Annotated in this window: 25 protein-coding genes; 11 read left to right on the top strand and 14 right to left on the bottom strand. The window is 49.6% G+C overall.

All coding sequences use genetic code 11. The annotated features are described in order from the left end of the window. Positions 1-46: 46 nt before the first annotated feature. Positions 47-676 carry a pyridoxamine 5'-phosphate oxidase family protein gene (locus tag J7619_RS09015; RefSeq protein WP_291197132.1) on the bottom strand — a complete coding sequence of 210 codons (630 nt, stop codon included), beginning with the start codon at positions 674-676 and terminating at the stop codon, positions 47-49. Positions 677-755: 79 nt separating this feature from the next. On the opposite strand from J7619_RS09015, the gene J7619_RS09010 reads away from it, so the two are divergent. Then, a complete protein-coding gene (locus J7619_RS09010; protein ID WP_291197130.1) occupies positions 756-2,225 on the top strand; it encodes a PLP-dependent aminotransferase family protein in 1,470 nt (489 codons plus the stop codon). Next, the gene (locus J7619_RS09005) at positions 2,222-3,433 is read left to right on the top strand and encodes an MFS transporter (RefSeq protein WP_291197128.1); all 1,212 of its coding nucleotides are present in this window, start codon (positions 2,222-2,224) and stop codon (positions 3,431-3,433) included. Before J7619_RS09010 ends, J7619_RS09005 begins: the two co-directional genes overlap by 4 nt. Here the strand turns inward: J7619_RS09005 and J7619_RS09000 are convergent. After that, positions 3,428-3,796, bottom strand: a complete 369-nt coding sequence (locus J7619_RS09000; RefSeq protein WP_291197126.1) for a helix-turn-helix domain-containing protein — start codon at positions 3,794-3,796, stop codon at positions 3,428-3,430. The two genes, J7619_RS09005 and J7619_RS09000, sit on opposite strands and share 6 nt — an antisense overlap. Positions 3,797-3,920: 124 nt before the next feature. On the opposite strand from J7619_RS09000, the gene J7619_RS08995 reads away from it, so the two are divergent. Further along, positions 3,921-4,199: a hypothetical protein gene (locus tag J7619_RS08995; RefSeq protein ID WP_291197124.1), complete on the top strand. Its 279-nt coding sequence runs from the start codon at positions 3,921-3,923 to the stop codon at positions 4,197-4,199. Between the two features lie 171 nt (positions 4,200-4,370). Here J7619_RS08995 and J7619_RS08990 read toward each other — a convergent pair whose 3' ends face one another. Continuing rightward, positions 4,371-4,937 carry a pyridoxamine 5'-phosphate oxidase family protein gene (locus J7619_RS08990; protein ID WP_291197122.1) on the bottom strand — a complete coding sequence of 189 codons (567 nt, stop codon included), beginning with the start codon at positions 4,935-4,937 and terminating at the stop codon, positions 4,371-4,373. Between the two features lie 22 nt (positions 4,938-4,959). Beyond that, positions 4,960-6,981 carry a heavy metal translocating P-type ATPase gene (locus J7619_RS08985; RefSeq protein ID WP_291197120.1) on the bottom strand — a complete coding sequence of 674 codons (2,022 nt, stop codon included), beginning with the start codon at positions 6,979-6,981 and terminating at the stop codon, positions 4,960-4,962. 219 nt (positions 6,982-7,200) lie between these two features. Between J7619_RS08985 and J7619_RS08980 the strand changes: the two genes are divergently transcribed. Both J7619_RS08980 and J7619_RS08975 read left to right on the top strand, forming a co-directional pair. Further along, the gene (locus J7619_RS08980; protein ID WP_291197118.1) at positions 7,201-7,461 is read left to right on the top strand and encodes a hypothetical protein; all 261 of its coding nucleotides are present in this window, start codon (positions 7,201-7,203) and stop codon (positions 7,459-7,461) included. Then, positions 7,461-7,775, top strand: a complete 315-nt coding sequence (locus tag J7619_RS08975) for a type II toxin-antitoxin system PemK/MazF family toxin (protein WP_291197116.1) — start codon at positions 7,461-7,463, stop codon at positions 7,773-7,775. The genes J7619_RS08980 and J7619_RS08975 overlap by 1 nt, the downstream gene beginning before the upstream one ends. 7 nt (positions 7,776-7,782) lie before the next feature. On the opposite strand, the gene J7619_RS08970 is transcribed toward J7619_RS08975, so the two are convergent. Beyond that, positions 7,783-9,222: a PLP-dependent aminotransferase family protein gene (locus J7619_RS08970; protein WP_291197114.1), complete on the bottom strand. Its 1,440-nt coding sequence runs from the start codon at positions 9,220-9,222 to the stop codon at positions 7,783-7,785. Positions 9,223-9,461: 239 nt separating this feature from the next. Here J7619_RS08970 and J7619_RS08965 point away from each other — a divergent pair, with 239 nt between their 5' ends. The 6 genes from J7619_RS08965 to J7619_RS08940 are packed head-to-tail and all read left to right on the top strand — an operon-like array spanning position 9,462 to position 15,922. Next, positions 9,462-9,932 carry a DUF1572 family protein gene (locus J7619_RS08965; RefSeq protein WP_291197112.1) on the top strand — a complete coding sequence of 157 codons (471 nt, stop codon included), beginning with the start codon at positions 9,462-9,464 and terminating at the stop codon, positions 9,930-9,932. A gap of 7 nt (positions 9,933-9,939) precedes the next feature. After that, a complete protein-coding gene (locus J7619_RS08960) occupies positions 9,940-10,302 on the top strand; it encodes a nuclear transport factor 2 family protein (protein WP_291197110.1) in 363 nt (120 codons plus the stop codon). Between the two features lie 3 nt (positions 10,303-10,305). Next, positions 10,306-11,700 carry a pyridoxal-dependent decarboxylase gene (locus J7619_RS08955; protein WP_291197108.1) on the top strand — a complete coding sequence of 465 codons (1,395 nt, stop codon included), beginning with the start codon at positions 10,306-10,308 and terminating at the stop codon, positions 11,698-11,700. 54 nt (positions 11,701-11,754) lie between these two features. Continuing rightward, positions 11,755-12,249, top strand: a complete 495-nt coding sequence (locus tag J7619_RS08950; protein WP_291197106.1) for a hypothetical protein — start codon at positions 11,755-11,757, stop codon at positions 12,247-12,249. A gap of 2 nt (positions 12,250-12,251) precedes the next feature. Further along, positions 12,252-14,063 carry a M64 family metallopeptidase gene (locus J7619_RS08945; protein WP_291197104.1) on the top strand — a complete coding sequence of 604 codons (1,812 nt, stop codon included), beginning with the start codon at positions 12,252-12,254 and terminating at the stop codon, positions 14,061-14,063. A 47-nt stretch (positions 14,064-14,110) separates the two neighbouring features. Then, positions 14,111-15,922 (top strand): M64 family metallopeptidase, encoded by a 1,812-nt coding sequence (locus J7619_RS08940; protein ID WP_291197102.1) that lies wholly within the window; start codon positions 14,111-14,113, stop codon positions 15,920-15,922. A gap of 57 nt (positions 15,923-15,979) precedes the next feature. Here J7619_RS08940 and J7619_RS08935 read toward each other — a convergent pair whose 3' ends face one another. From J7619_RS08935 to J7619_RS08895, 9 genes are all read right to left on the bottom strand, one after another. Further along, positions 15,980-16,291, bottom strand: coding sequence for a hypothetical protein (locus J7619_RS08935; protein WP_291197100.1), 312 nt, complete (start codon positions 16,289-16,291; stop codon positions 15,980-15,982). A gap of 5 nt (positions 16,292-16,296) precedes the next feature. After that, positions 16,297-17,061, bottom strand: coding sequence for a ParA family protein (locus J7619_RS08930; RefSeq protein ID WP_106598284.1), 765 nt, complete (start codon positions 17,059-17,061; stop codon positions 16,297-16,299). Between the two features lie 312 nt (positions 17,062-17,373). Continuing rightward, positions 17,374-18,633 carry an MFS transporter gene (locus J7619_RS08925; protein ID WP_291197097.1) on the bottom strand — a complete coding sequence of 420 codons (1,260 nt, stop codon included), beginning with the start codon at positions 18,631-18,633 and terminating at the stop codon, positions 17,374-17,376. A gap of 21 nt (positions 18,634-18,654) precedes the next feature. Beyond that, on the bottom strand, positions 18,655-18,894 hold the full coding sequence (locus J7619_RS08920) for a hypothetical protein (RefSeq protein ID WP_291197095.1): 240 nt from the start codon (positions 18,892-18,894) through the stop codon (positions 18,655-18,657). 39 nt (positions 18,895-18,933) lie between these two features. Then, positions 18,934-19,521: a TetR/AcrR family transcriptional regulator gene (locus J7619_RS08915; protein WP_291197093.1), complete on the bottom strand. Its 588-nt coding sequence runs from the start codon at positions 19,519-19,521 to the stop codon at positions 18,934-18,936. 86 nt (positions 19,522-19,607) lie between these two features. Continuing rightward, entirely contained in the window at positions 19,608-20,054 is a 447-nt protein-coding gene (locus J7619_RS08910; RefSeq protein ID WP_291197091.1) for a DinB family protein, read from the bottom strand. A 4-nt stretch (positions 20,055-20,058) separates the two neighbouring features. Continuing rightward, on the bottom strand, positions 20,059-21,540 hold the full coding sequence (locus J7619_RS08905) for an Eco57I restriction-modification methylase domain-containing protein (protein ID WP_291197089.1): 1,482 nt from the start codon (positions 21,538-21,540) through the stop codon (positions 20,059-20,061). Between the two features lie 3 nt (positions 21,541-21,543). Next, entirely contained in the window at positions 21,544-21,993 is a 450-nt protein-coding gene (locus J7619_RS08900) for a PIN domain-containing protein (RefSeq protein ID WP_291197087.1), read from the bottom strand. Then, complete coding sequence (locus tag J7619_RS08895) at positions 21,990-22,262, bottom strand: DUF6364 family protein (RefSeq protein WP_291197085.1); 273 nt, start codon at positions 22,260-22,262, stop codon at positions 21,990-21,992. Before J7619_RS08895 ends, J7619_RS08900 begins: the two co-directional genes overlap by 4 nt. Positions 22,263-22,304 lie beyond the last annotated feature (42 nt).

The raw sequence follows: 22,304 nt of genomic DNA, 5'->3' as shown, positions 1-22,304 counted from the left end.
GAATTTGCCCGAAAGATGCTCAAACCGGTATCAAAGTTGCATGCGGCTAACTTAAATGTTGAGGAAGTGGAATATTTTGGCTCGATTCGTCGGCAACCGGTTTGCCGCGTAAGGTTTGCAGCGGAATCAGTCCCGACCAAATAGGCAGTTCCTGATCCTCCGGCTCGTCTTTCGGCATTCCTTCACGCATTTTGGCCGAAGCTTCGTCGAAGGAAAATGCCAGTGCAGTGGTCTTTTTCACTTCGCTGTCGGTCATTGGTCGAAGGTAATCCCAGCTCTCGGGCACTATTTTATTGGTAAGCCATTCAAATGCCGCCCGTTTTGTTTCAATGTCTTCGACCTTCTCCGCTTTGGAAAAAATAACCACTGACCGGTAGTTGACCGAATGGCTGAATGCAGATTTCGCGACAACAAGCGAGTCGGTAAGCATGACTGAAATGCAGACCGGGATTCCCGTTTCGATTGTTCTGATGAAATGACTGCCAACGGAACCGTGGATATAGATTTTGTCTTCATAGCGGACAAAAGCCGTTGGAATGGAGAACGGCTTATTGTCCACTGCATAGCTAATAGTGCAAAATAGTGCTTCGTCGAGGATAGCGGAGATCGTTTCGTGCTCGTAATGCGTGCGCTTGGCTGCCCGGCTGGGTACGAGGTAGGGTGGTGGTGTGCTCATAGGCGTTGTTTTTCTTCAAAATTATGGCTTAATTGGCCTACCTCTTTAATCCAATATTTTAAATAGTGGTGGTCCAATTATGATGAATGTGCTTTCCACGCTGATCACTCCCGAAAAAGGCGGGAAGCAGCCTGTATATCTTCAGATTGCCAATCAGTTGATGTCGCTGATCAAGAACGGGACATTGCAATCTGGTTACCGTCTTTTGAGTACCAGGCAGTTGGCTTCTATTTTGAAAGTGCATAGACGGACTGTCGTGCAGGCATATGACGAATTGCTGGCGCAGGGCTGGCTGGAAAGTCAGACCGGAAATGGGACATTTGTAGCCAGAAACCTGCCCGATTTGCGCCCGCTTCCGTTCATGGTGGAAAGAACTGCGGACAGAGATCCACTCAAAAAAGCAGGGTTCCAATTCGAAAAACCTGCTCACCTCGAACGCGCCGTGCTGAAAGCAGGTGCGCGGCTCCATCTCGACGACGGGTTTCCAGATCCGCGGCTCGCCCCCCTGGAAGACTTGTCGCGGGCCCACCGGAGCCAGTTATTACATGGTAACTCCTACGCCCGGCTCGGTTATGGCGAGACGACCGGGACAAACTGGTTGCGGCAGGAGTTGTCGGCTCATTTGAATGAAACCCGCGGTCTTAAAACTTCCCCGGCGAATATATTGATCGTGCGGGGAATGATTATGGGAATGTACCTGTCCGTAACAAGCCTGGTGAAGCCCGGCGATTGCGTTGTCACAGATTCTCCCGGGTGGTTCGGAGCAACCATGAACTTTATTCAGGCCGGCGCCCATATTTGTCATGTTCCCGTGGACGAGCATGGTATGGATATCGATGCGGTGGAAGATCTATGTTTGAAACAGCCTGTGAGAATGGTGTACGTTACTTCCCATCATCAGTATCCTACCACCGTCGCATTGCGGCCCGATCGCCGCATTAAACTCCTAAAACTCGCTGAAAAGTATGGTTTTGTGATTTTTGAGGATGATTACGACTATGATTTCCACTATCTCAGCAAGCCGCTATTGCCGCTTTTCGGAGCGGATCAGGCCGGAATGGTACTCTACTGCGGGTCATTCACGAAAACGATTTCGCCCGCATTTCGCATTGGTTACCTCGTTGGACCGGAGGATGTCATTGCGCACCTGGCGTCGCTCCGGCGTATTATCGACCGGCAGGGCGACACGATGCTCGAAAACGCGATCGCCGAGCTCCTTCAAACCGGCGTCATTCAGCGGCATTTGCGGAAATCGGTGCGGGTGTACAAGCAGCGCCGGGATTTGTTTTGCGAACTTTTGAGGCACGAACTGCCCGATCATATCAGTTTTGAGATCCCCGACGGTGGAATGGCGGTATGGGCGCGCTTTGACCCGAAAATCGATATTCCGAGGCTCGCGGAAAAGGCTGCGCAAAGGGATTTGTATTTTGCCAATGGAAAAGTTGCGGGATACCCCGCACAGTTCAGGAACTATATACGCCTGGGATTCGCTTCTTCTAATCCGGACGAATTAGAAGAAAGCGTAAAGATTATCAAGGATTTGCTATGATCAGGAGAGTTATTGAGGCTTACAGGGTATCGTTTACCGGGCTCAGCAGGGAAACCTGGTTGCTGAGCCTCGTAATATTGGTCAACCGTTGCGGGTATATGGCCGTGCCCTTTATGAGTATGTATATTACCCAAAGCCTGCATCGAAGCATTGAGGATGCCGGGCTAATCATTACGCTGTTCGGTGTAGGCTCGGTTTTGGGCGCAATGGCGGGCGGCTACCTCACCGACAAGCTCGGCTTTCAACCCGTACAGATCGGGAGTCTGATATTGAGCGGTATATTCTTTGCCCTTTTTAGCCTCGTAAGCGATTTTGAACTGCTTTGTGTGTTGATCATTGTCCTCAGTTTTTTTGTAGAAGCATTCAAACCGGCGAATCAAACAGCCATTGCGGCCTATTCCACACCGGAAAACCTTATCCGCTCGTACGCGCTTAACAGGCTTGCCACAAATATTGGTTTCGGATTTGGTACCGGTGTGGGAGGGGTACTGGCCGCCATTAACTACCACCTGCTATTCTGGGTTGACGGTGTAGTATATGTGTTGGCGGGTTTGCTCATTGTTATACTATTGCCAAAAAGAAAGCACGTTACGAAAAATGACCTGCCTGCCGAGGCCGATGTCAGTACCGCTTCTCCCTGGAAGGATGCGTTTTTTGTAAGGTTCCTGGTAATGGTCACTCTTTATATGCTGTGCTTTGTGGTGCTATTCAGGCTTGTGCCGGTGTACTGGAAGGAGGAAATGGGCATTGGCGAATCGACCATAGGGATTATGCTGGGCATGAATGGGCTGATCATCGCCTTGTTTGAAATGGTACTGGTGCAAAATCTAGCCAACCGGAAACCCGATTACTTTTACATGGTTTCGGGCCCGCTTTTCAGTGCGATGGCATTCCTGGCGCTGATTGTACCGCATGTTTTACCGGTAATCCTGGCCGTCGCGACGGTTGTGCTGTTTACGACGGGCGAAATGCTGGCGTTTCCTTACCTGAGCACTTTCGTTATGAACCGGGCCAGCGATCTGAACAGGGGCAAATATTCGGCGGCCTATTCGGTGTCTCAGGCTGTGGCGCAGATCATCGGACCCGTAGTTGGAGCGTATGTGGCCGGGCATTGGGGATACAGCGCTTTGTGGATTTTGCTGATCGTTACCAGTTGTGCCTGCGCCTTGGGTTTCAGATCGTTGTTTCAGCGGAACCTGGCTTTATGATGCAGGTTCCTCGTCAGTATCAGTACCTTTTTGGGCCTGTTCCAATTGTTCCTTCAGGGTACTGATGCGGTCGGCTTCGAGTTCGAGCGCCTTGCGCTGAAGATCGATCAGGTCGTCCTTCTTGATCATGATATACTGTTCCCGGGGTTCTTCGAACATCGGCACTTCGCCTACGAGTTGCGCAACGGTCGTATCGAAGAGTTCGGCCATCATCCGGAGCTCGGCCAGGGAGGGATCGTTCCTGCCGTTTTCCCAGTTTGATATCACAGCCTTGCCCGATTTTTTCAGAGCCTTGGCGAGTTTGTGTTGATTCCAACCCGCCAATTCGCGGCATTTTCTTATTCTTTCGCCAACAATTGACATTAGTTATAAGTTTAATATAAAATTACTTGACGTTTGTTTAATAATTCTGTACTTTTGAATAGGGCGTGCTTTACACCATCCGTAAAGCGCAAATTACAATTTTTCTTCACACCCTATTACTAACATGACAGAGCTTCAAGCCCGAGTCTCCGAATATGGTGGTCTATCCATTAAGGAGCGCCTGCTGGTCAGGTTCATCAAATCCAGAAACATTGTCGGTAAGAGCTGGCGGGGAGCGCTCGCAGAAGCGGACCCGTTTTTCAACACCAAGCTAGGTGGGGATTATTTAACCTCAGTAGCACAGGCAGTTTCGGACAGTAGTCGCGGCAACGTCGACCGCATCGAAAGGGTTACCATCGCCCTTGAAAAGGTGGCAGGCATTACTCCCGTTCCAGTCGTTTGAAGAATTATTTTTCGGTAGGTTTCACTAATTTATCGGTGGCTTTGAGAAGCCTCTGAAAGGGTATACTGTCGAAAAAAACGGATTGGTTTTTCGCATTCGATGCTTCGTTTGCGCAAGGAAAACTGTGTGGAAACGCGCAGCAGGTTTAGTACCGATGTACCTGCTGCGTGCTTATTGCCCTGCATCTGATGGTGCGGAGGCAAAGATACCTGTGTCGAAACCATCGATGCTGGCCATGTTTTTCCTTGCCCAATACTCGTGAATGCCGTCCGGACCCTGTTTTCTGGCCCACGCGTTTAGCTCTTCCCGTTCACGGTTGTAGTCCATGAACGGCACAGCCATGCCGCAGGAGGTCTGGACAAGGTCCACTTGTATGTCTACCAGCTGCCGTGCACCTTCGAGCGGAGTAAAAAGCGGGTAGTATTCGTGCCATTCGGCGTCGGCGGGATGGTAAGCCTTACCGTGTCCGTAAAGTCTCAGGATCAGCGGCTTGCCCTCGAATGCACAAAACATGATGGTAATGCGGTCATTCAGCAGTAAATGGGCCGCTGTTTCGTTGCCGCTGCCGGTGACGTTCAACCACATGACGCGATTGGGGCCCAAAATGCGGAACGAGTCCATTCCCTTGGGCGAGAGATTGACCGTACCCGTTTCCGCCGCCGTAGCAACGAAGTAGATCTTCTGCTTGTCGATGAACGATTCCAATTCCGGAGTGATCCGGTCGAGTTGCTTTCCCATATATTTGGATAATGGAGGGGAATTAAATTTTCTTCCCCTGAATACGATAGGCATTCAAAATGGCGAGTAGAGCTACACCCACGTCCGCGAAAACGGCCTCCCAGAGTGTGGCAACGCCACCCGCGCCAAGCGCCATCACTGCTATTTTAACCCCCATGGCGAGGGAAATGTTCTGGTAAACAACAGATTTTGTGATTTTGCCGATCTTTACGGCAGCGGCGATGCGCGATGGCTGGTCGTTCTGGATCACAATATCGGCGGTTTCGATGGTGGCATCGGAACCAAGCGCCCCCATGGCTATGCCGGCATCGGCGAGCGCGATCACCGGCGCGTCATTGACGCCATCGCCTGCAAATGCAATGCGTTTGCCCTGATTTTTTAGTTCCTGAACGATTCTGACCTTGTCTTCCGGCAGCAACCCTCCATAACTTTGGGCTATACCAAGCTCCCCTGCAACCTTATCGACCACCGCTTCCTTATCGCCCGACAGCATAATGGTTGAAATGCCGAGGGTTTTCAATTCCGCAACAGCGGTGGCAGCGTCCTCTTTGATTTCATCGGCAATGAGGAAATAACCCGCGTAGGTATTGTCGATCGCTACGACTACGACTGTTTCTACCAGAGAAGCGAGCCCTTCGGGATAGTTAACAGAGTACTTATCGAGGAGTTTGGTATTCCCCGCGAGTACAGCCTTGCCGTCGACCATCCCTTTCAAACCGTGCCCTGAGATTTCTTCTACATTAACCGGTTTGGTCAATGCAGTTGCACCGGCGGCGGCAACGACTGCTTTGGCGACAGGGTGCGTCGAGTAGCTTTCCAGTGACGCCGCTGTTCGCACAAAATCATCCTTATCCATACTTGTTTCCACTTTCTGGACTTTAAAAACGCCTTTGGTAAGCGTGCCTGTCTTGTCCGAAACAACCGTGTCGATTTTCGTGATAATATCCAGGAAATTAGCGCCTTTGACCAAAATCCCGTTGCGGGATGCCAGCCCAATGCCGCCAAAATAGCCGAGGGGAATGGAGATCGTCAACGCGCATGGGCAGGCGATCACCAGGAAAACCATACCACGGTAGAGCCATTGGTTGAAGTCGTATTCGGCAACGAAGAATGCGGGAACGACGATAATAAGCAATGCGAGCAGGAAGACCGCGGGCGTATATATGCGTGCGAGGCGACTGATCAGCAGTTGGGTAGGGGCTTTGCGGGCACTCGCTTCCTGCACCATTTCCAGGATGCGGGAAAGTTTCGAATCCTTGAAAAGCGCTCTCACTTCTATTTCGACCGACTTTTCGATCGCGATCATACCGGCGAGTGCTTTCTCGCCTTTTTCGATGATCTGCGGTTTCGGTTCGCCCGTGAGGGCCGCGGTATTGAATACGCCTGATTCGGAGACCATTACACCATCCAGCGCCACTTTTTCTCCTGCTTTGACCAGTATTTTTTCACCGATTCGAACCTCGTCCGGCGTAACTTGTATCGGTTTGTCGTCGCGTAATACAGTAACCGAGTCGGGACGGATGTCCAGCAATGCCCTAATGGAGCGTTTGGAACGGCTGACGGCGATATCCTGAAAGAGCTCACCGATTTCGTAAAAAATCATGACAGCAACGCCTTCACTAAACTCACCGATATAAAATGCGCCGAAAGTGGCGATGGTCATGAGTGTGAATTCATTGAAAAAATCGCCCCGGCCCGCTTTCCGGAACGCCATGGCCACGGTTTTGTTTCCGGCTAGCACATAGGCGATCACCATCATCCCGATTTCGATGGTACGCGGGAGTTCTATTTTTATAATGTATGTCAAAATGAGAAATACTGCCAGGATCGCCAGACTGAGCCATAGCATCCAGCGGCTTTTGAGAATGCCGGAGTCTCCGCCTGTCCCGTGGCTATGGTCGCCGTGGTCATGATCATGGTCGTGGTCATGACTGTGATCGTGATTGTGGTCATGCTTATGGCCATTATGTTGGGCATGTTGATCCGGCTGCGTCGAGCAGCAGTCGTCGTGTGTATGGGCGGAGGTATTTTCGTCAAGTTTCATAATGCAATTATTCAAATACAAAGACCTGCCTCGTATGCAGCCCGGGCCGCCGCAGGATCATTACAAAGGTAGGTTAGAAAGCCGTGCAACAGGGTTACAGGTACTGAAAATCAGTTAATTGCAATATTGTTGCGATTGTTTTTAAACTATCCGTCAGCCACTTGCACATCGGAACGGGCTGGGATTTTGAATTGTTATAACAAGTTATAACTTTGTGCTATGCTGACCAAAATTCGACGGATCGGAAATTCCCAGGGAATTTTGCTTTCCAAAGCCATGCTGGACCAGGTTGATATTGAGGAATACGTCAATGTCGAGATTAAAGGGAACGCTATCATGATTTTTCCTGCTTCTACAAATCCGCGTGATGGATGGGTAGAACAGTTTCGTCTTGCCACCGGGAACGCACCGGCGGATGAAGACGAAGACCTGATGGGCAATGTCCCCAATTCGTTTGATGATTCTGAATGGACATGGTAATGCAAAGATTTGAAATCTACTTTGCATCGCCGGATCCAAGCCTGGGAAGCGAAATCAAGAAAACCAGGCCTTGTCTTATCGTTTCGCCAGATGAAATGAACAGTCATCTCAAAACGGTCATCATCGCTCCCCTGACGTCCACCATCCGAAAGTACCCGACGCGCATCGATTGTCATGTCGATGGAAGGGACGGGCAAATTGTGCTGGATCAACTGAGAGCCATTGACAAGGTAAGATTGACGAAGAAAATAGGACAACTCGACCCGGCTACGGCGCAGCAAGTTTTAAGTTTGTTGAGAAAAATGTTTGCCTGATTGGGCCTCAAACGCTCTGCGCCCTGATCAGATCTCCCAATTTCCTTAAACTGGCGTCGATGGCTGCATTATACGGTGCGCCGAAGCTGATGCGGATGTAGTTACTGAATCGGGCGTCGGTGCTGAAAATCTGACCGGGGGCGATGCTGATGCTCTCCTGAATGGCGCTTTCGAAGAGTTCGAACGCATTGACCCGCTTGTTGAGCTCGATCCATAAAACGTAACCACCCTGCGGCCTGACAAGCCGGGTGTCCGACGGGAAATAGTCGCTGATCGCCTGCATGTAGCGCAGGCATTGCGTGTGAAGGGCTTTGCGCAAATGCCTCATATGCAAATCGTAACGGCCGGTTTCGAAGAAATTGGCCACAGCTGCCTGGGTGGGAGCGGCCGAGGATACGGTATGCGTAATCTTGCTGCTCAATACTTTGTCCCTGAATTTGCCCGGAAGGCACCAGCCCACGCGATAACCGGGTGCCAGCGTCTTGGAGACCGACCCACAAAGCATAACCAGCCCGTTTTTATCGTAACTTTTGCAAGTCCCCGGCCTGGTTTTGCCAAAATACATTTCTCCGTAAATATCATCCTCGATCAGTGGGATTTGCCGCGCCGCCAGCATTTCGACCAGCTGTTTCTTCCGGTAATCGGGCATCAGCGCTCCGGTGGGGTTGGAAAAATTGGGCACGAACAGCACCGCTTTGACCGGCGTGGTTTCCAACGCATTTTCCAGGTATTCCAGATCCGCACCCTCATCGGGATGGCAGGGGATTTCGAGGATTTTTAAGCCGAGGCTTTTCATAATATTGAAAATGCCGAAGTAAATCGGATTCTCGATCGCGACCGTGTCACCCGGTTCCGTGACGGCTTTCAGGCAGAAAATCAGCGCCTCCATGCAGCCCTGGGTGGTAATGACTTCCTCCTCACTGATATTTCCCTTCCAGTTGAATGCATATTTGGCGATCTGTTTCCGTAATGCGAGATTTCCCTGCACTTCATCATATTGTGTGCAGCTGTTCGGACTTTTCCGGAGTGCTTCGATCATCGCCTTGTTCAGCTTTGCTTCCGGGATCAGCTCTGCGGAAGGCGCGGCGACCGACAAGCGGACGATCCGCTCGTACGTCATGGTTTTATACACTGTCCGGATCATTTCGTCCACATTCGCCTTTTCGATCAGTGGGCGGGGAGGTGTGGTGCGGAGCCTTTCAGGGGCATTCAGTGGCGAAAAACGCACAAAATAACCCGATTTCGGCCTTGCTTCGATAATGCCTTTGTTTTCGAGTTCCACATAAGCCTTGTAGGCGGTACTGAGGCTTATGCCTTGTTCTTTGCTCAGTGCCCTTAGGGAAATCAGCTTGTCGCCGGCTTTCAGAATGCCTTTTTCGATTTGCGCCGCAAACCGGTCGGCGATTTGTGCGTAGAGAAAATCTTCCCGGATAGGCTCCTCGACCATGTATGATGCTGTTTTGATCTGTTATGCTTCAAAATAACAAAAGTGAATCTGTTTTATTAAATTTTGGAGCGGGAATTTTGTGGCGTTAGCATTAGTACGCGCTCGCTTATGCTTCGTATCTGTTGGTCCTGTCCAGGTTACCCGCGGGATTGATGTCGATTTATGCGTACATTAATCCGCTGGTAAACCAGGGTTACCAATCCAAAATTGAAAGAGTACCTTAACATTGATAATCAGTCATGAACAGCGACGTATTCATCACATTATTCAGCCGCGACCTGAAAAAACTTCGGAAGGAAATGGAACAGTACCATTCGGAAGCTGCTTTGTGGGTGAAATTGCCGGGGACTATCAACCCGGGAGGGAACCTCTGCCAGCATTTGATCGGGAATTTACGTACGTATGTAGGCCTTGCACTGGGCGAGCATGCCTACGTGCGCGACCGCGACGCCGAATTCAATCAAAAGACATTTACACGAATGCAAATGCTGGCCGAGATCGACCAGCTGCACGAAATCGTGGTCGATACACTGAGTAAGCTCGATGAGCAAAAGATGGAGGAGGAATATCCGCACGATGTAGTGAATTTGTTTCCGGAACAAACCGTTCGTTTGGTCCTTACGCATCTGCTTGCCCACCTTTCATGGCATTTGGGACACATTAACTACCATCGCCGCTGGATCACGCAGGTGCAGGCGGCACAACAATAAACAATATATGCATTTGACAGAACAAGCAGCGCAATCCTTTGCCACGCAATGGATTGATGCCTGGAACCGCCATGACCTTACCGCGATTATGAAGCTGTATTCCAGCGACATCCGGTTCTATTCTCCCTACATTATCAAGCTCGGAATGAATGACGAGGGAGTGATTACCCAAAAGGATGAGTTGGAAAAGTACTTCGGGAAGGCCCTGAGCATTTACACGGATCTGCATTTTGAGCTGCGTGAGGTGCTTACCGGCGCGGACTCGGTGATTTTATATTACAAAAGCGTCAGCAACAGGATGGCAGCCGAGATGATGGAACTTGACGAGTCCGGCAAAATCAGTTTGGTGAAGGCGCATTATCATGGATAGTTTATGTTTGAATTGTTTGAAAATGAATTGAATAACCTGAAACCAATCCTGGATCAGGTCAAAAATGCAAGTCTTGATTTTCTTGAAAACCTCACTGAGAAGCCCACCTATATTGCGGACCACTCAGTGATTCCTGCCGATCTCTCAGATGCGGGCATAGGGGCCGAGGGCAGCCTGGAAGTTTTCAGAAAGCATTATGAAAAGCTGATGGTGGCCAGCCCGGGGCCTCGTTATTGGGGCTTTGTAACGGGCGGGGCAACACCCGCCGCCATTGCTGGCGACTGGCTTACAGCTGTTTACGATCAGAACACGCAAAGTACGCAGGGTGCAGGCGATGTTTCCGCAATCCTGGAAAAAGAGACAATCAGGTTGTTGTGCCAGCTGCTGCATTTGCCGGGTGACTTCAACGGAGGCTTTGTGACGGGCGCTACCATGTCTAATTTCACCGGATTGGCCGTGGCCAGGCAGTGGGCTGGCGAGCGATCGGGCCGTGACGTTTCACGAGAGGGAGTGTCCGGCGATCTGGTGGTAATGGCGGCTACTCCGCATTCTTCGGTCATCAAATCGCTGGGTATGCTGGGCATAGGCAGCAATAATGTGGTACGCATTCAGGTGTTGGATGGCCGGGAGGCAATGGACCTGGCCGACTTCGAGCAAAGACTGATCGATAACCGGCACCGCCCGATTATCGTCAATTGCAGTGCAGGGACTGTCAATACCGTTGATTTCGACGACATTAAGGCTATTGCAGCATTGAAGCAAAAGTACCCATTCTGGCTGCATATTGATGCGGCATTCGGGGGATTTGCGGCCTGTTTGCCATCTCAGCGTCATTTATTGGCCGGTTGGGAACAGGCCGACAGTATTACGATCGATTGCCATAAATGGATGAACGTGCCTTACGACAGTGCGGTGTCACTGGTGAGAAAGGAGCATAGTCGATTGCAGGTCAGCACCTTTCAAAATTCCAATGCGCCCTACCTGGGCGATCCGTCGGAAAATTTTTCCTATCTCAATTTCCTCCCTGAAAATTCGCGGCGATTCAGGGCTTTGCCGGCCTGGTTTGGCCTCACGGCATATGGCCGGAACGGTTTTGAGTGGATTGTGCAGAATAGTATTGTCCGCGCACAGGAGTTAGGGGCTTACATTCAATCGAGCGAATTTTTTGAACTACTGGCGCCTGTCCGACTGAATGTGGTCTGCTTTCGTCTGAAAACTGCCCGGGAGAGCATGCCTGCATTTCTGGATCAATTGAATCGCCGGGGGAAAGTTTTTATGACACCTACTTTGCTATCGGGCGAACCGGCAATACGAGCCGCGTTTGTGAATTACCGAACGGGGAAAGAAGACATTTTAATAGCCATTCGTGAAATGGAGGAAGTGATGCGCGCACTGTGAAATTCGTGAATAAAGCTGTACATTGACTTACGTACAGCTTTATTCAAATCACACATGCTACGTTTACGCTATGCGGTCGCCATCGCACTCGCCGGCAGCCTGTTACTGGGTTGCAGGTCGGGGCGATCCGTGCTGACAATCCGTGAAATCCCCAACTACGACACCAGATCACCCGACCATATTCTGTTCCTTCATTTTCGCGTCGCAGGCAAGCCGGGCGGCAATGAGTCGGTCGCGCTCGTGAGCGCCCGGGCGGCCAACGGGCGTATGAAAGAACTTTATCGGCCCGTCGAATTTCCTGTTCAGATCAAGGCAATGCCCAGATACGCTACCCGCGAAGGGGAACGCGAAATGTTTTTCGAACATCCGCTGTACCACGCAGCCGAGGTAAGCGATCCTTCGGGCCACATCCGGCGGGAGGAAGTGCGCACCAGTGAAGGTAACTTGCTGATCCGCATGCCGCTGCACGCGGGACTCAACGAGTTGGAGCTTTTTAGTGTCACACCTGAAAAGGGTCCCGTGAGAATCTATACGCTCAGTTTCAATTAGCCATGAAAAGGATTTTTACCACATTTTACGCCATTTGCATTGCAACAGTTGCTTTCAGTCAGCAATATCAGGTGGACACACTTTATAAAAACGGTCCGCTGGATAATCGCATCAACGTCGTGATCCTGGGGGACGGTTTTACGCAGCAGGAATTTCCGAAATTCGCGACAGAGGCCAAGAAGTTCGCGGATTTTTTTCTTGGGTATGATCCCTACGTGCGGTATAGCAACTATTTCAACTTTTTTGCCATTCGCACGCCTTCTGTGGAAAGTGGGGTGAGCAATCCGGGGACCGCGCCGGATGCTTACAAGGATCAGCCGGTCGGGACGAAGAATACCTTTTTTGGATCGTCTTTCGGAAGTTCCATTCATAGGCTGGTGACGATTTCCAAATACGACGTGCTGTACGCGCTGCTGGCTAACCAGTTTCCAATGTATGATTTAGTGGTGGTGCTTGTCAATACGCCTTTTTATGGAGGCTCGGGTGGGAGTATAGCCGTACATACACTTCATACGCAGGCAAATGCGATAGGCGTGCATGAAATCGGTCATACTTTTTCGCATCTCAACGACGAGTATTGGGCAGGTCCCGGTTACGGATGGGAGGCTCCAAATATGACGAAGGAAAGCAATCCCGCGCTCGTGCGGTGGAAGAACTGGCTGAATCAGTCAGGGATCGGTATTTACAAGCATGGTGACACCGGGGATGCGGCACTTTGGCATAAACCCGCGAATGGGACTTGCCTGATGGAGTATTTGAACCAGGAATTTTGTGCCGTTTGCAGGGAAACCACCGTTGAGGTACTGCTCAAACAGGTCAATCCGATCGAAAATGCCGAACCGGTGCCGGGGAGTGTAGTGACAGTCGAAAATCCGCAAACCTTTAAAATCGGGTTGCTTGCACCCAAGCCTAATACATTACAGGTGCAATGGACTGTGAACGGAGAACTACTTTCTGCGACGGGAGCACAACTCACGCTTACACCCGATCAGGCACCCGACGGCGCTGTTCTGGCAGCATCTGTTTTCGACAGCACGGGCGTCAGCCGCTATGATGCCGCGAAGGCTGACCGGACCCGAAAAGTGGAGTGGACGCTCAAATCCGATACACCCAACGTTTTCCGTGCAACGGCCTCCAAGGATACCATATGCGTGGGCGAAGAAGTAACGCTCACGGCCTATGGTTGCCGGGGCACATTAAGCTGGACAGGCGGATCGGCAGGACCTTCATTAAAAGTAAAGCCTGAAAAGACAACCACCTATTCTGCTTTTTGTAAAGTGGAAGGAGCGCCTACCCAAACGATCGAGCTGCCGGTAAGTGTAATGCCGCTGCCGAATGCAACGGCGGTAAATGGCGGACCCTATCTGGTAGGCGGTACGATAGAGCTTACGGCAACAGGCGGCGTCAGTTATCTTTGGAATGGGCCGAAATCGTTCGCGTCTCCATTGTCACATGTTTTTCTGCATGATGCAGCGCCGGATCAGGCCGGCATTTATGAAGTGACGGTTACAGATGTGAACGGATGTTCCGAAACCGCGCAGACGGAGGTGAAGATCGACCCGGTGCTTTCGGTACCCGGTGGCCCGGAGGCCGTCCTGACCGTTTCACCGAATCCTGCCTGGGATTTTCTTTCTGTTGAAACGAAGCTCGGCGGGAAATCGAATATCAAACTATACGACCAGGCCGGGCGGGAAGTGCTGACAAAATCTTTCGAGAAGAAAACGGATATTAAACTGAATGTGGCGGCCGGGATATATGTGTACCGGTTTACAAATGGAAGCAGGGAGGTTTCGGGGAAGGTGGCAGTGCGATGAACGATACTGGGTGGGTCGAACAGATACGAATTTTAATACCGTTATAAATGAGGGCACTAATCTTCATGTTTTGTGCGACATTCGCTGTCACCAATGCATTCGGGCAACGCTATCAGGTTGATACACTTCAAAAGACTGGCTCACTCGATAACCGGATCAATGTTGTTATTCTGGGTGACGGGTTTACGAATAGCGAGATGCCGAAATTTGCCGGAGAAGCCCGAAAATTCGCGGATCTTTTTCTGACGTTTGAGCCATACAGCCGCTATCGCGATTATTTTAACTTCTTTGCCATCCGTACGCCTTCCAGGCAAAGTGGTGTCACCAACCCAGGTAACGCCCCTGATGCATATCCTAATCAGCCCGTTGAAACAAAAGACACGTTTTTTGGCGCGACTTTCGGCTCCTTCGTTCACCGGTCGGTTCAATTAACCAAGCAAGACGTCCTCAATGATCTCTTATCCACGCACCTTCCTGCTTATGACGTAGTAGTGGCAATAGTAAACACGCCGTATTATGGGGGATCCGGGGGATTGGTGGCCGTTTTTACATTGAATGAGGCCGCGAGCAGTATTGGGATGCATGAAATTGGGCATACTCTCGGACATCTCGGTGACGAGTATTGGGGAAGTGGCGTTAGCGCCCGGGAAGTGGCAAACATGACAGCCAATTCCGACCCAACAACAATCAAATGGAAAAACTGGCTTGATACCTCGCCCATCGCGATTTACCCGTATGGCTTGAATGGCGAGGCTGCATTGTGGAATAAACCGGCAAACGGAACTTGTCAGATGGAATTCCTTGACAGGCAGCTATGTGCAGTGTGTCGGGAGGAAATGGTGGAGCGCCTGCTACAATATGTTAATCCGATTGAAAAAATAGAACCGGATACGATTGGCAAAATCGATGTGGATGTAATTCATAATTTTAAACTCAAACTTTTAAATCCTGTTCCGAACACACTACGGACCGAATGGCGATTGAATGGCCGGCTGATATCAGCCTCGGGTGATGAGCTCAATTTGAAAAGCAGGCAAGTATCCGATATGTCCATACTGACCGCCGCAGTTTTTGATTCTGTCGGTTTAAGTCGCAGGGATGGTGCAAGAGCCCTGCGCACACATTCGGTCGAATGGCAGTTAAAATCCTCCATTCCTGCTGTATTCCATATAGCGGCTTCCGCTGACTCACTGTGCGCTGGTGAAGAATTGACGCTCACTGCTTATGGTTGCGCCGGCGCTCTGGAATGGTCGACGTTCGAAAACACAAAGACCATACACATTAGGCCATCGACCTCGGGCATCTATGAAGCTAGGTGCAGAGTTTCGGGCAAAACCACCACGTCAGCAGAGGCTTCGGTTAAAGTGTTGCCTTTACCCAAAGGAACCATTAAGGGAGGTGGAATCTACTATGAGGGACAGATCATTCAGCTCAACGCTGCGGGAGGAAAGGATTACAAATGGACTGGCCCTGGCCATTTTTTCGCTGATACGCCGGATATTTCCATTCAAAATGCCAGAACAACAGATTCCGGAATTTATCAGGTCGAGATCCTGAATGCGCATGGTTGTTCGGTTACGGCCAAAGCCGAGGTAAAAGTTGATCCGCTGCTTTCTGTATCCAATGATCCGCAAATATCGGTCGTAGTTTCTCCAAATCCTGCCCGGGATTACCTTTTCGTAGAGACAAAGCTGCAAGGTAAATCCATTATTCAGCTGTATGACCAGGCCGGGCGGGAAGTGCTCACAAAATCTTTCGAGAAGAAAACGGATATTAAACTGAATGTGGCCGCCGGGATATATATGTACCGGTTTACAAATGGAAGCAGGGAAGTGTCAGGAAAAATTGCCGTTCAGTAGCGGTGTTTCCAAATGTATAGCAACAAAAAAAGTCTCCTTTCGGGAGACTTTCGTTTTTTATACCAATGCCGACTTCGGCTTGCGGCCTACCTTGGTCCGGTTACGTATCTTATCGGGGCGGGGACGGATTTCTTTGTCCTGGAAATACAGCTTTAAGGATTCGATGATAATGTCCTTTTGCGTGAGACCTTCCCAGTAGCCGTAATCCTTCATATTCTCCATCAGCACAAAATCACAATCGAAGGTCACTTTGGTGGGAGCGCCGTCAATGACTTCGGCAGTGGGTGCCGCGGCGATTGCTACGGTGGGCTCTTCCTGTACTTCGGGTAGCGGTAGTGGCGCAAAATCAAACTTCCTTTCCTTTGCCATACGTGTCAGTTATTTATTCGTTCCAGTATTTCTTTGGTTAACTTATAGTAGTCTTCTGCTCCGTTGCTGGTGGGTGCGTAATCAAAGATCGTCGTTCCGTTGGCCTGCGCTTCCGACAATGCGATGTTATCGCGGATGTACGCTTCCATGAAAACCTCGCCCAACTGCTCCCGTGTCGCCATGATCAGTTCGTGGCTGATCTTCTTCCGGATCTTCGGGTTGTAGCGCGTTGCGAACACCCCGCCGAGGTTGGTGCTCGGACTGATCTTCTTGATCTCCGCCGAGTACACCAGGAAATTCCGTAAACCCTCGTAGCTCAAAAACTCTGCCTGCAACGGTACATAATACTGGTGGCATGAAACCAGTGCCAGCCTCGTATTTCCGTAGAGGGCAGGAGGGCAGTCGATAATCACGAAGTCGTAACGGTCCTTCACTTTTTCCAATGCAATTTTCAGGTTGAAAGGAAAAACGGGCGCCGACTTGATCGTGTCCTCCCGGTGGATCATTTCGGCTGATCCGGGTAATACATCAATGTCTCCAACTCGCTTGACGATCTCATCAAATTCGTATTCGCCGGTGATGAACGAGCCGCTGTCTTTTTTCAGTCCGGCATGATGAATGCCGAAACTTTTGGTAAGACTGGCCTGCGCATCCAGGTCAATTACCAGCACTCGCGCATTGGCAAATTTGCTGAGACCGGCAGCAATACTCTGGGCAGATGTAGTCTTTCCCACACCACCTTTGTTGTTGACAATACTGATGATTTTCATTTAAAAGTATTATAAGTATAAAAAGTTAGTAGTTTATTTCACGTCAGATACGTAAATAAACGTAAAATATTTTTAACCCTAATCCTTATAAATAGAAAGTCGTAAAAGTTTTTGTCGTGGTAAATGTATCAATCATTTTAAATGAATAAAAAGTATTAAAAGAATTTTTTTGTAATTATTTTATAATGATTTGATAATAAGACAGGTATAAAATGTCGTCACCCTGAGCGGAGTCGAAGGGTAAATGCGATAACGTTATCGCATTTACCCTTCGACTCCGCTCAGGGTGACAGTGAAATCTACAAAAAACTTTTAAACCGCCGGGTTAGGCGCGTTCGCAGGTGCTACTGCCGCTATTTTCGCTGCTACATATTTATGAATGCGGTACATCAGCAGCGCTGTAACGATCACCGCGAACACTACGACGTCGCCCAGCAGCGGATAGTTTTCGATGAAGCCTGTGCTCGTTTCCGACACAATAAATCCGGCAAGCAGTGAAGCCAGGCCACCCGCGATTTGCTGGATCGATGAGTTGATTCCCATGTACGCGCCCCGGTCGGCAGGGTCGGGAACGGCGGTCATCAGCGCCGAGGCGGAGATCATCCGGCCGGTAATGCCAATGAAGAGCAGCACATTCAAACCAATGATAATCCAGAGCGGCGTCACGTTGAGGTTGCAATAAATGAGGGTCATAATGCAGGTCACGGTCGAGCCCATCAGGAACACTTTATACTTCCCGGTTTTGTCGCTCAGCTTGCCGATCATCGGGCTAAACACGAGCATGGAAATGCCGGTTACCATATATAATGTAGGGAGCGATGCTTCGGCGATGCCCAGGTTGTGGACGCCGAAAGCGGTACCGAATGGCATGAGCATAAACCCGCCGGTGGCAAGCAATGCAGTGGCCGCAAAGCCCTGAAGGTAATCGGGGCGGGCGAGGGTCTTGGCCAGATGCTGGAATGCATTGCCCTTCCGCTCGATCTGCAAGTGTGCATTGATCGGTTTCATTTGTGTTACAATCAGCACACCGACGATCAGGCCCAGCCCGACGATCATCAGGAATGGTGCATGCCAACTGAACTTGTTCGCCAGATACAGGCCAATGGGGATACCCAAAACCTGGCTGCTCGCGAAGGCCATTTGCACAAACCCCATCACCCGACCGCGAACGTTGATCGCGAACAAGTCGGTAATAATGGCGAAGCTGATCGAGCCAATTACACCCCCGAAAATACCTGTGAATACACGGGCTGCGAGCAGGAAATGGTAGGTGGGCGCGATCCCGCAGAACAAGGTCCCGATGAGGAAGCCGACGTAAAAGAACAGTAATAGTTTTTTACGGTCGAACTTGTCGGCGAAACCGGCGGTAAGCAGGCCGGAAGCGCCCGCACTGAATGCGTATGCGGAGACGACCAACCCGAATTGACTCGTGGTAATGGATAACTTGTCGAGCAGGATGTAGCCCAATGGTGATAGTACCATGAAATCGAGCACAACTGTAAACTGCAAAGTGGCTAAAAGGGCTATGATAAACTTTTCATAGCCGGTAAATGTGGGTTTGGTTTCGGACATAGAGTTTGAATTTGTAAATTTTTAGTCTGTTAATTCTTCGCATGCGTAACCTGCGCGGGTCACCAGTTCGATCACGGGCCCGCATTGCTCGTGTGTGGCTTCAATGCGCAACACTTTGTCGATATCGGCCAGGTCGACATTCCATTTCAGGATGTCGGGGCAGCTATCCAGCGTGTTGGCGATCGATTTGACTTGTCTTGGGTTGTTGATGTTGGTCTTAAAAACCAGCACAAACGCCTCGGTGATTCTATGGTCGTTCATGGCAAACAAAATAGGATGCGGACCGGTTTCAGCTTTTAGCTAAGGTTTTAAGGCTTTTAGTACCAATCCGAGTGTCAGGTTGATTTTCTCTTCATCAAAAGCAAAAGGAGGGCGGCCGGGCATGCTTTTACCCGCAATGTGGAACTTCACGAGCTGGTAAAGCGGGGCAAAGGCAATAGACCAGTATATTTCCACCGGCAATGGCATAATTTCCTTCCGGTCGATCGCATTATGTACAAATCGCTGCATTGCCTGCAAAAACCGCGTATCCACCGTCGAACGTTCTACCAGCGGCGAATGCTTCACCTGCTCCATGAATGTCATGCTATACGGGTTTTCGAGGCAATAGGTCATACGATTAATCCATTGCCGCTTCAAACCCTCGTCGAAATGTGCGTCCGGATCGAAGTTTACTAACGTAGCTTCCGTCATTTTACGCGATTCATCGGTGTAAACCTGCTGGATCAGGTCTTCCCGGTCCTTGAAATAAATGTAAATCGTGGCAACGGACACCCCCGCGGCTTTCGCCAGCTTATGCATACTCAACCCGTCGAAACCGTGGTTTACGATAAGTTCGATTGCTTTTTCCCGGATCAGGGCTTCCTTCGTTGCGTCGCGTAATCTCAATTTATCAGGTCATTTTTACGTAAATATAAATGAACGTTCGTTTATTTATTCGCTTTTATAAATTATAAATTTGTGAAATACATGGGTTAATAGGTTACAATTTGTCTCAAATGATGCTCCATATGGTCGACATAATCGTCGAAATACCATTTTAGCGAATGCGGCTGGCCGTCCCGGCCCACACCATTTCGGGTGAGGTTTTCAGGCACGATCGCTTTTGCGACAGCCACCAAATGAAGATTGTAATGCGTCCAGGTCGCGATTAGCTGCCCAATTTCCATGTCGTTATACCGGCTCAGCCCAACCCAGTCATTCTGGTTGTAGAAAATCACCGGTTCGTGCTCGGATTGGATCCTGATAAACCGCTGGTGGTTATTGGCTGCACTATCGATCAAGTGACCCAGTATTTCCTTTTTGCTCCATTTTTCGGGCGCAGGCTTGCTTTCCAGTTCTGCAATTGGTACAGCCGCAAGAAGCGCGGGAATATGCTGGCAGAGCCAGGTCAAACGGTCGATAGCAGCTGTGATGTCCATCGTATCAGGAGTGATTAGTGATGATAAAATTCTCGATTACCTTTTTATTATAGCCTTTGTAGCCTCCCTGGAAATCTCGACCTGCAATGGCCACAAAATCGGCCATTCGCTGCGAATTGAGTTGTTCCAGCAACGTCTGATAATCACCGTCATATTTAATAAAATAACCGGAATAAACAGTTACGTCCGGATTTTCATACAAAATAAAATTCGGCTCTCGGTTGATCGGCGAGAAAATGATCTTCTTGCCAAACGCATTATCCAGCCCCTGCGCCCGCCCGAACGCGTACCACGCCACGGCGTTGGGCTTCCCGTTATCACGACGATCCAGTTCGGATTTTACTTTAAGCAGGTACGAATATGTTTGGGGAAATTCATTTTTTAGCGTGTCTTCGGGGATAATACGCTGTTTATCAGACTCGTCTTTTTGGTAAGGAAACAGAATATATTCCGTCACCGCATCGTCGGCGCCTTTCAGTTTGGAACCTTTAATAATGGGTTTCAAAAGTTCTTTTTCAAGGTGCGTGAAGAAGCCGTTCTTGTTTTTGGCATACACCAGGCCATTCTTTTCGCTGATGATGTTGAAGAGATAATAGCCGTCGGCCAGGGTCGTCAATCCGACTGAGATTTTACAAATATCACCCAGCCGCCGCCCTTCCAATGCGGTTTGTGCATTAACCGAGAGTTGCCACGGGATATCGTTCTGCAACTCGACATGGGGAATATCGCGTCCCGTATATTCGAAGCGGTTGTTGACACATTGTTCAAACCGGAAAACATCCGCCCGCCGCCCGCCGAAGATAGTAATCGCAGGGTAGGTCGAAGCAGCACCAAAGACCGGTACATCACGGTAGTTGGTGATATGCTTTAAGTTCTGATTTTTATGAAAATATCTCCGCAAAGGCCCGCCTGACTCCGAAACGAGGTAAGAGTTGGGCGTGATCATGCCACACAGGCCATCGGGCGCGAGGAGTTTGGTTGCGAGTTGAAAAAATGCAATAAATGCATCGGTAGAACCCGTACTGCAAAATGAGTAGTGTTTCTGAATGTATTTTCGCTGTGTTTCAGGCAAATGCTGAATGCGGATATAAGGCGGGTTCCCGACGATCAGGTCAAATTTTTCGCGGGATCGCCATTGTTTCAACGCGTCACACTTCCGCAGGTTCCAGTTTACTTCAATACCTAGCGGAGCTACCAGCGCGTCCAGGTTTTCGCGGCATTGCTGCAAAGCCTTTTTGTCAATATCCCATCCGTGCAGCTGTTGTAGTTGTCCTGCTACCTGGTCGGCCGGGGTATTGCGAATGATAAATTCCGCCATGGGAACCAGGAAACGTCCGTCGCCACAAGCCGGGTCAAGAATGCGTTTTTCGGTTAAATCGGCGTCATAAAAGTCGCAATGTCCCAATATCTTATCGACAATATGAAGCGGCGTATAAACCTGGCCCAGCAATTTTTTGCGCGCGTACGTGCGTGTTTGTGAAGCCATTTGTCAGAAGTCGATGCCTTTTTGCTTTTTGAGGACAGTGATCAGAAAATTAAGAGGTGAAGTTACGGTAATGTTCGCATTGTCCGCACAACGAAAATCGGTGAGATTGGTTGTCAGCAAGAAATCGCAGTTGGATCTTAGAGCAGAAAAATACTGAAATGAATCTTCGACATCCGTGAAATCGGATTGCAGGCCGTCTGCAAAGCATTGGCTATCAACATGCGAAATGTTTAAAACTTCAAGATAGAAAGACAGTTGTTGTTTTAACGCTTCCTCCTTGATCCCATGCTTTTGCAAAAGATAAACAAATGTATAAATGCAACCTGGCGAGACAAACATTGGAATTTCGTGATAGGCTGCCCAGTCCAATATGAATTCAGCTTCATAGGGCCGACCTGTTTTTCTTATCAAAGCATGATCTACGAGCACATTGGTATCGAGAAATAATCTCATAAACCATATTTGTCTTTCATCATCATGTCCTTGATTTCCCGATCGGTCATATTGCTCATCGGACTGTCTTTAAGAAGGCCGAAAAGGCTGTTAATGATTTCCGCCTTACGTTTGCCATCGGATGTTGTTTCCTGAAACTGATCAAGGTATTCGTCAACCATTGTTGACAATGAAGTGTGGTGTTTATCAGCGTACTCCTGTGCCTTCTCGACGGCCGATTTTCTCAAACTCAGTGTCAACTTTACTTTTGGGGCTTTGATGGCTTTCATAGTCTTTAGCGAGTGATGTAGTGTTAAACCAAATTTACGCAC

The organism is Dyadobacter sp. (genome assembly GCF_017744695.1).
Classification (GTDB): domain Bacteria; phylum Bacteroidota; class Bacteroidia; order Cytophagales; family Spirosomataceae; genus Dyadobacter.
The sequence above is the reverse complement of the archived record's forward strand: the minus strand, read 5'-3'. Positions and strand labels throughout refer to the sequence as shown.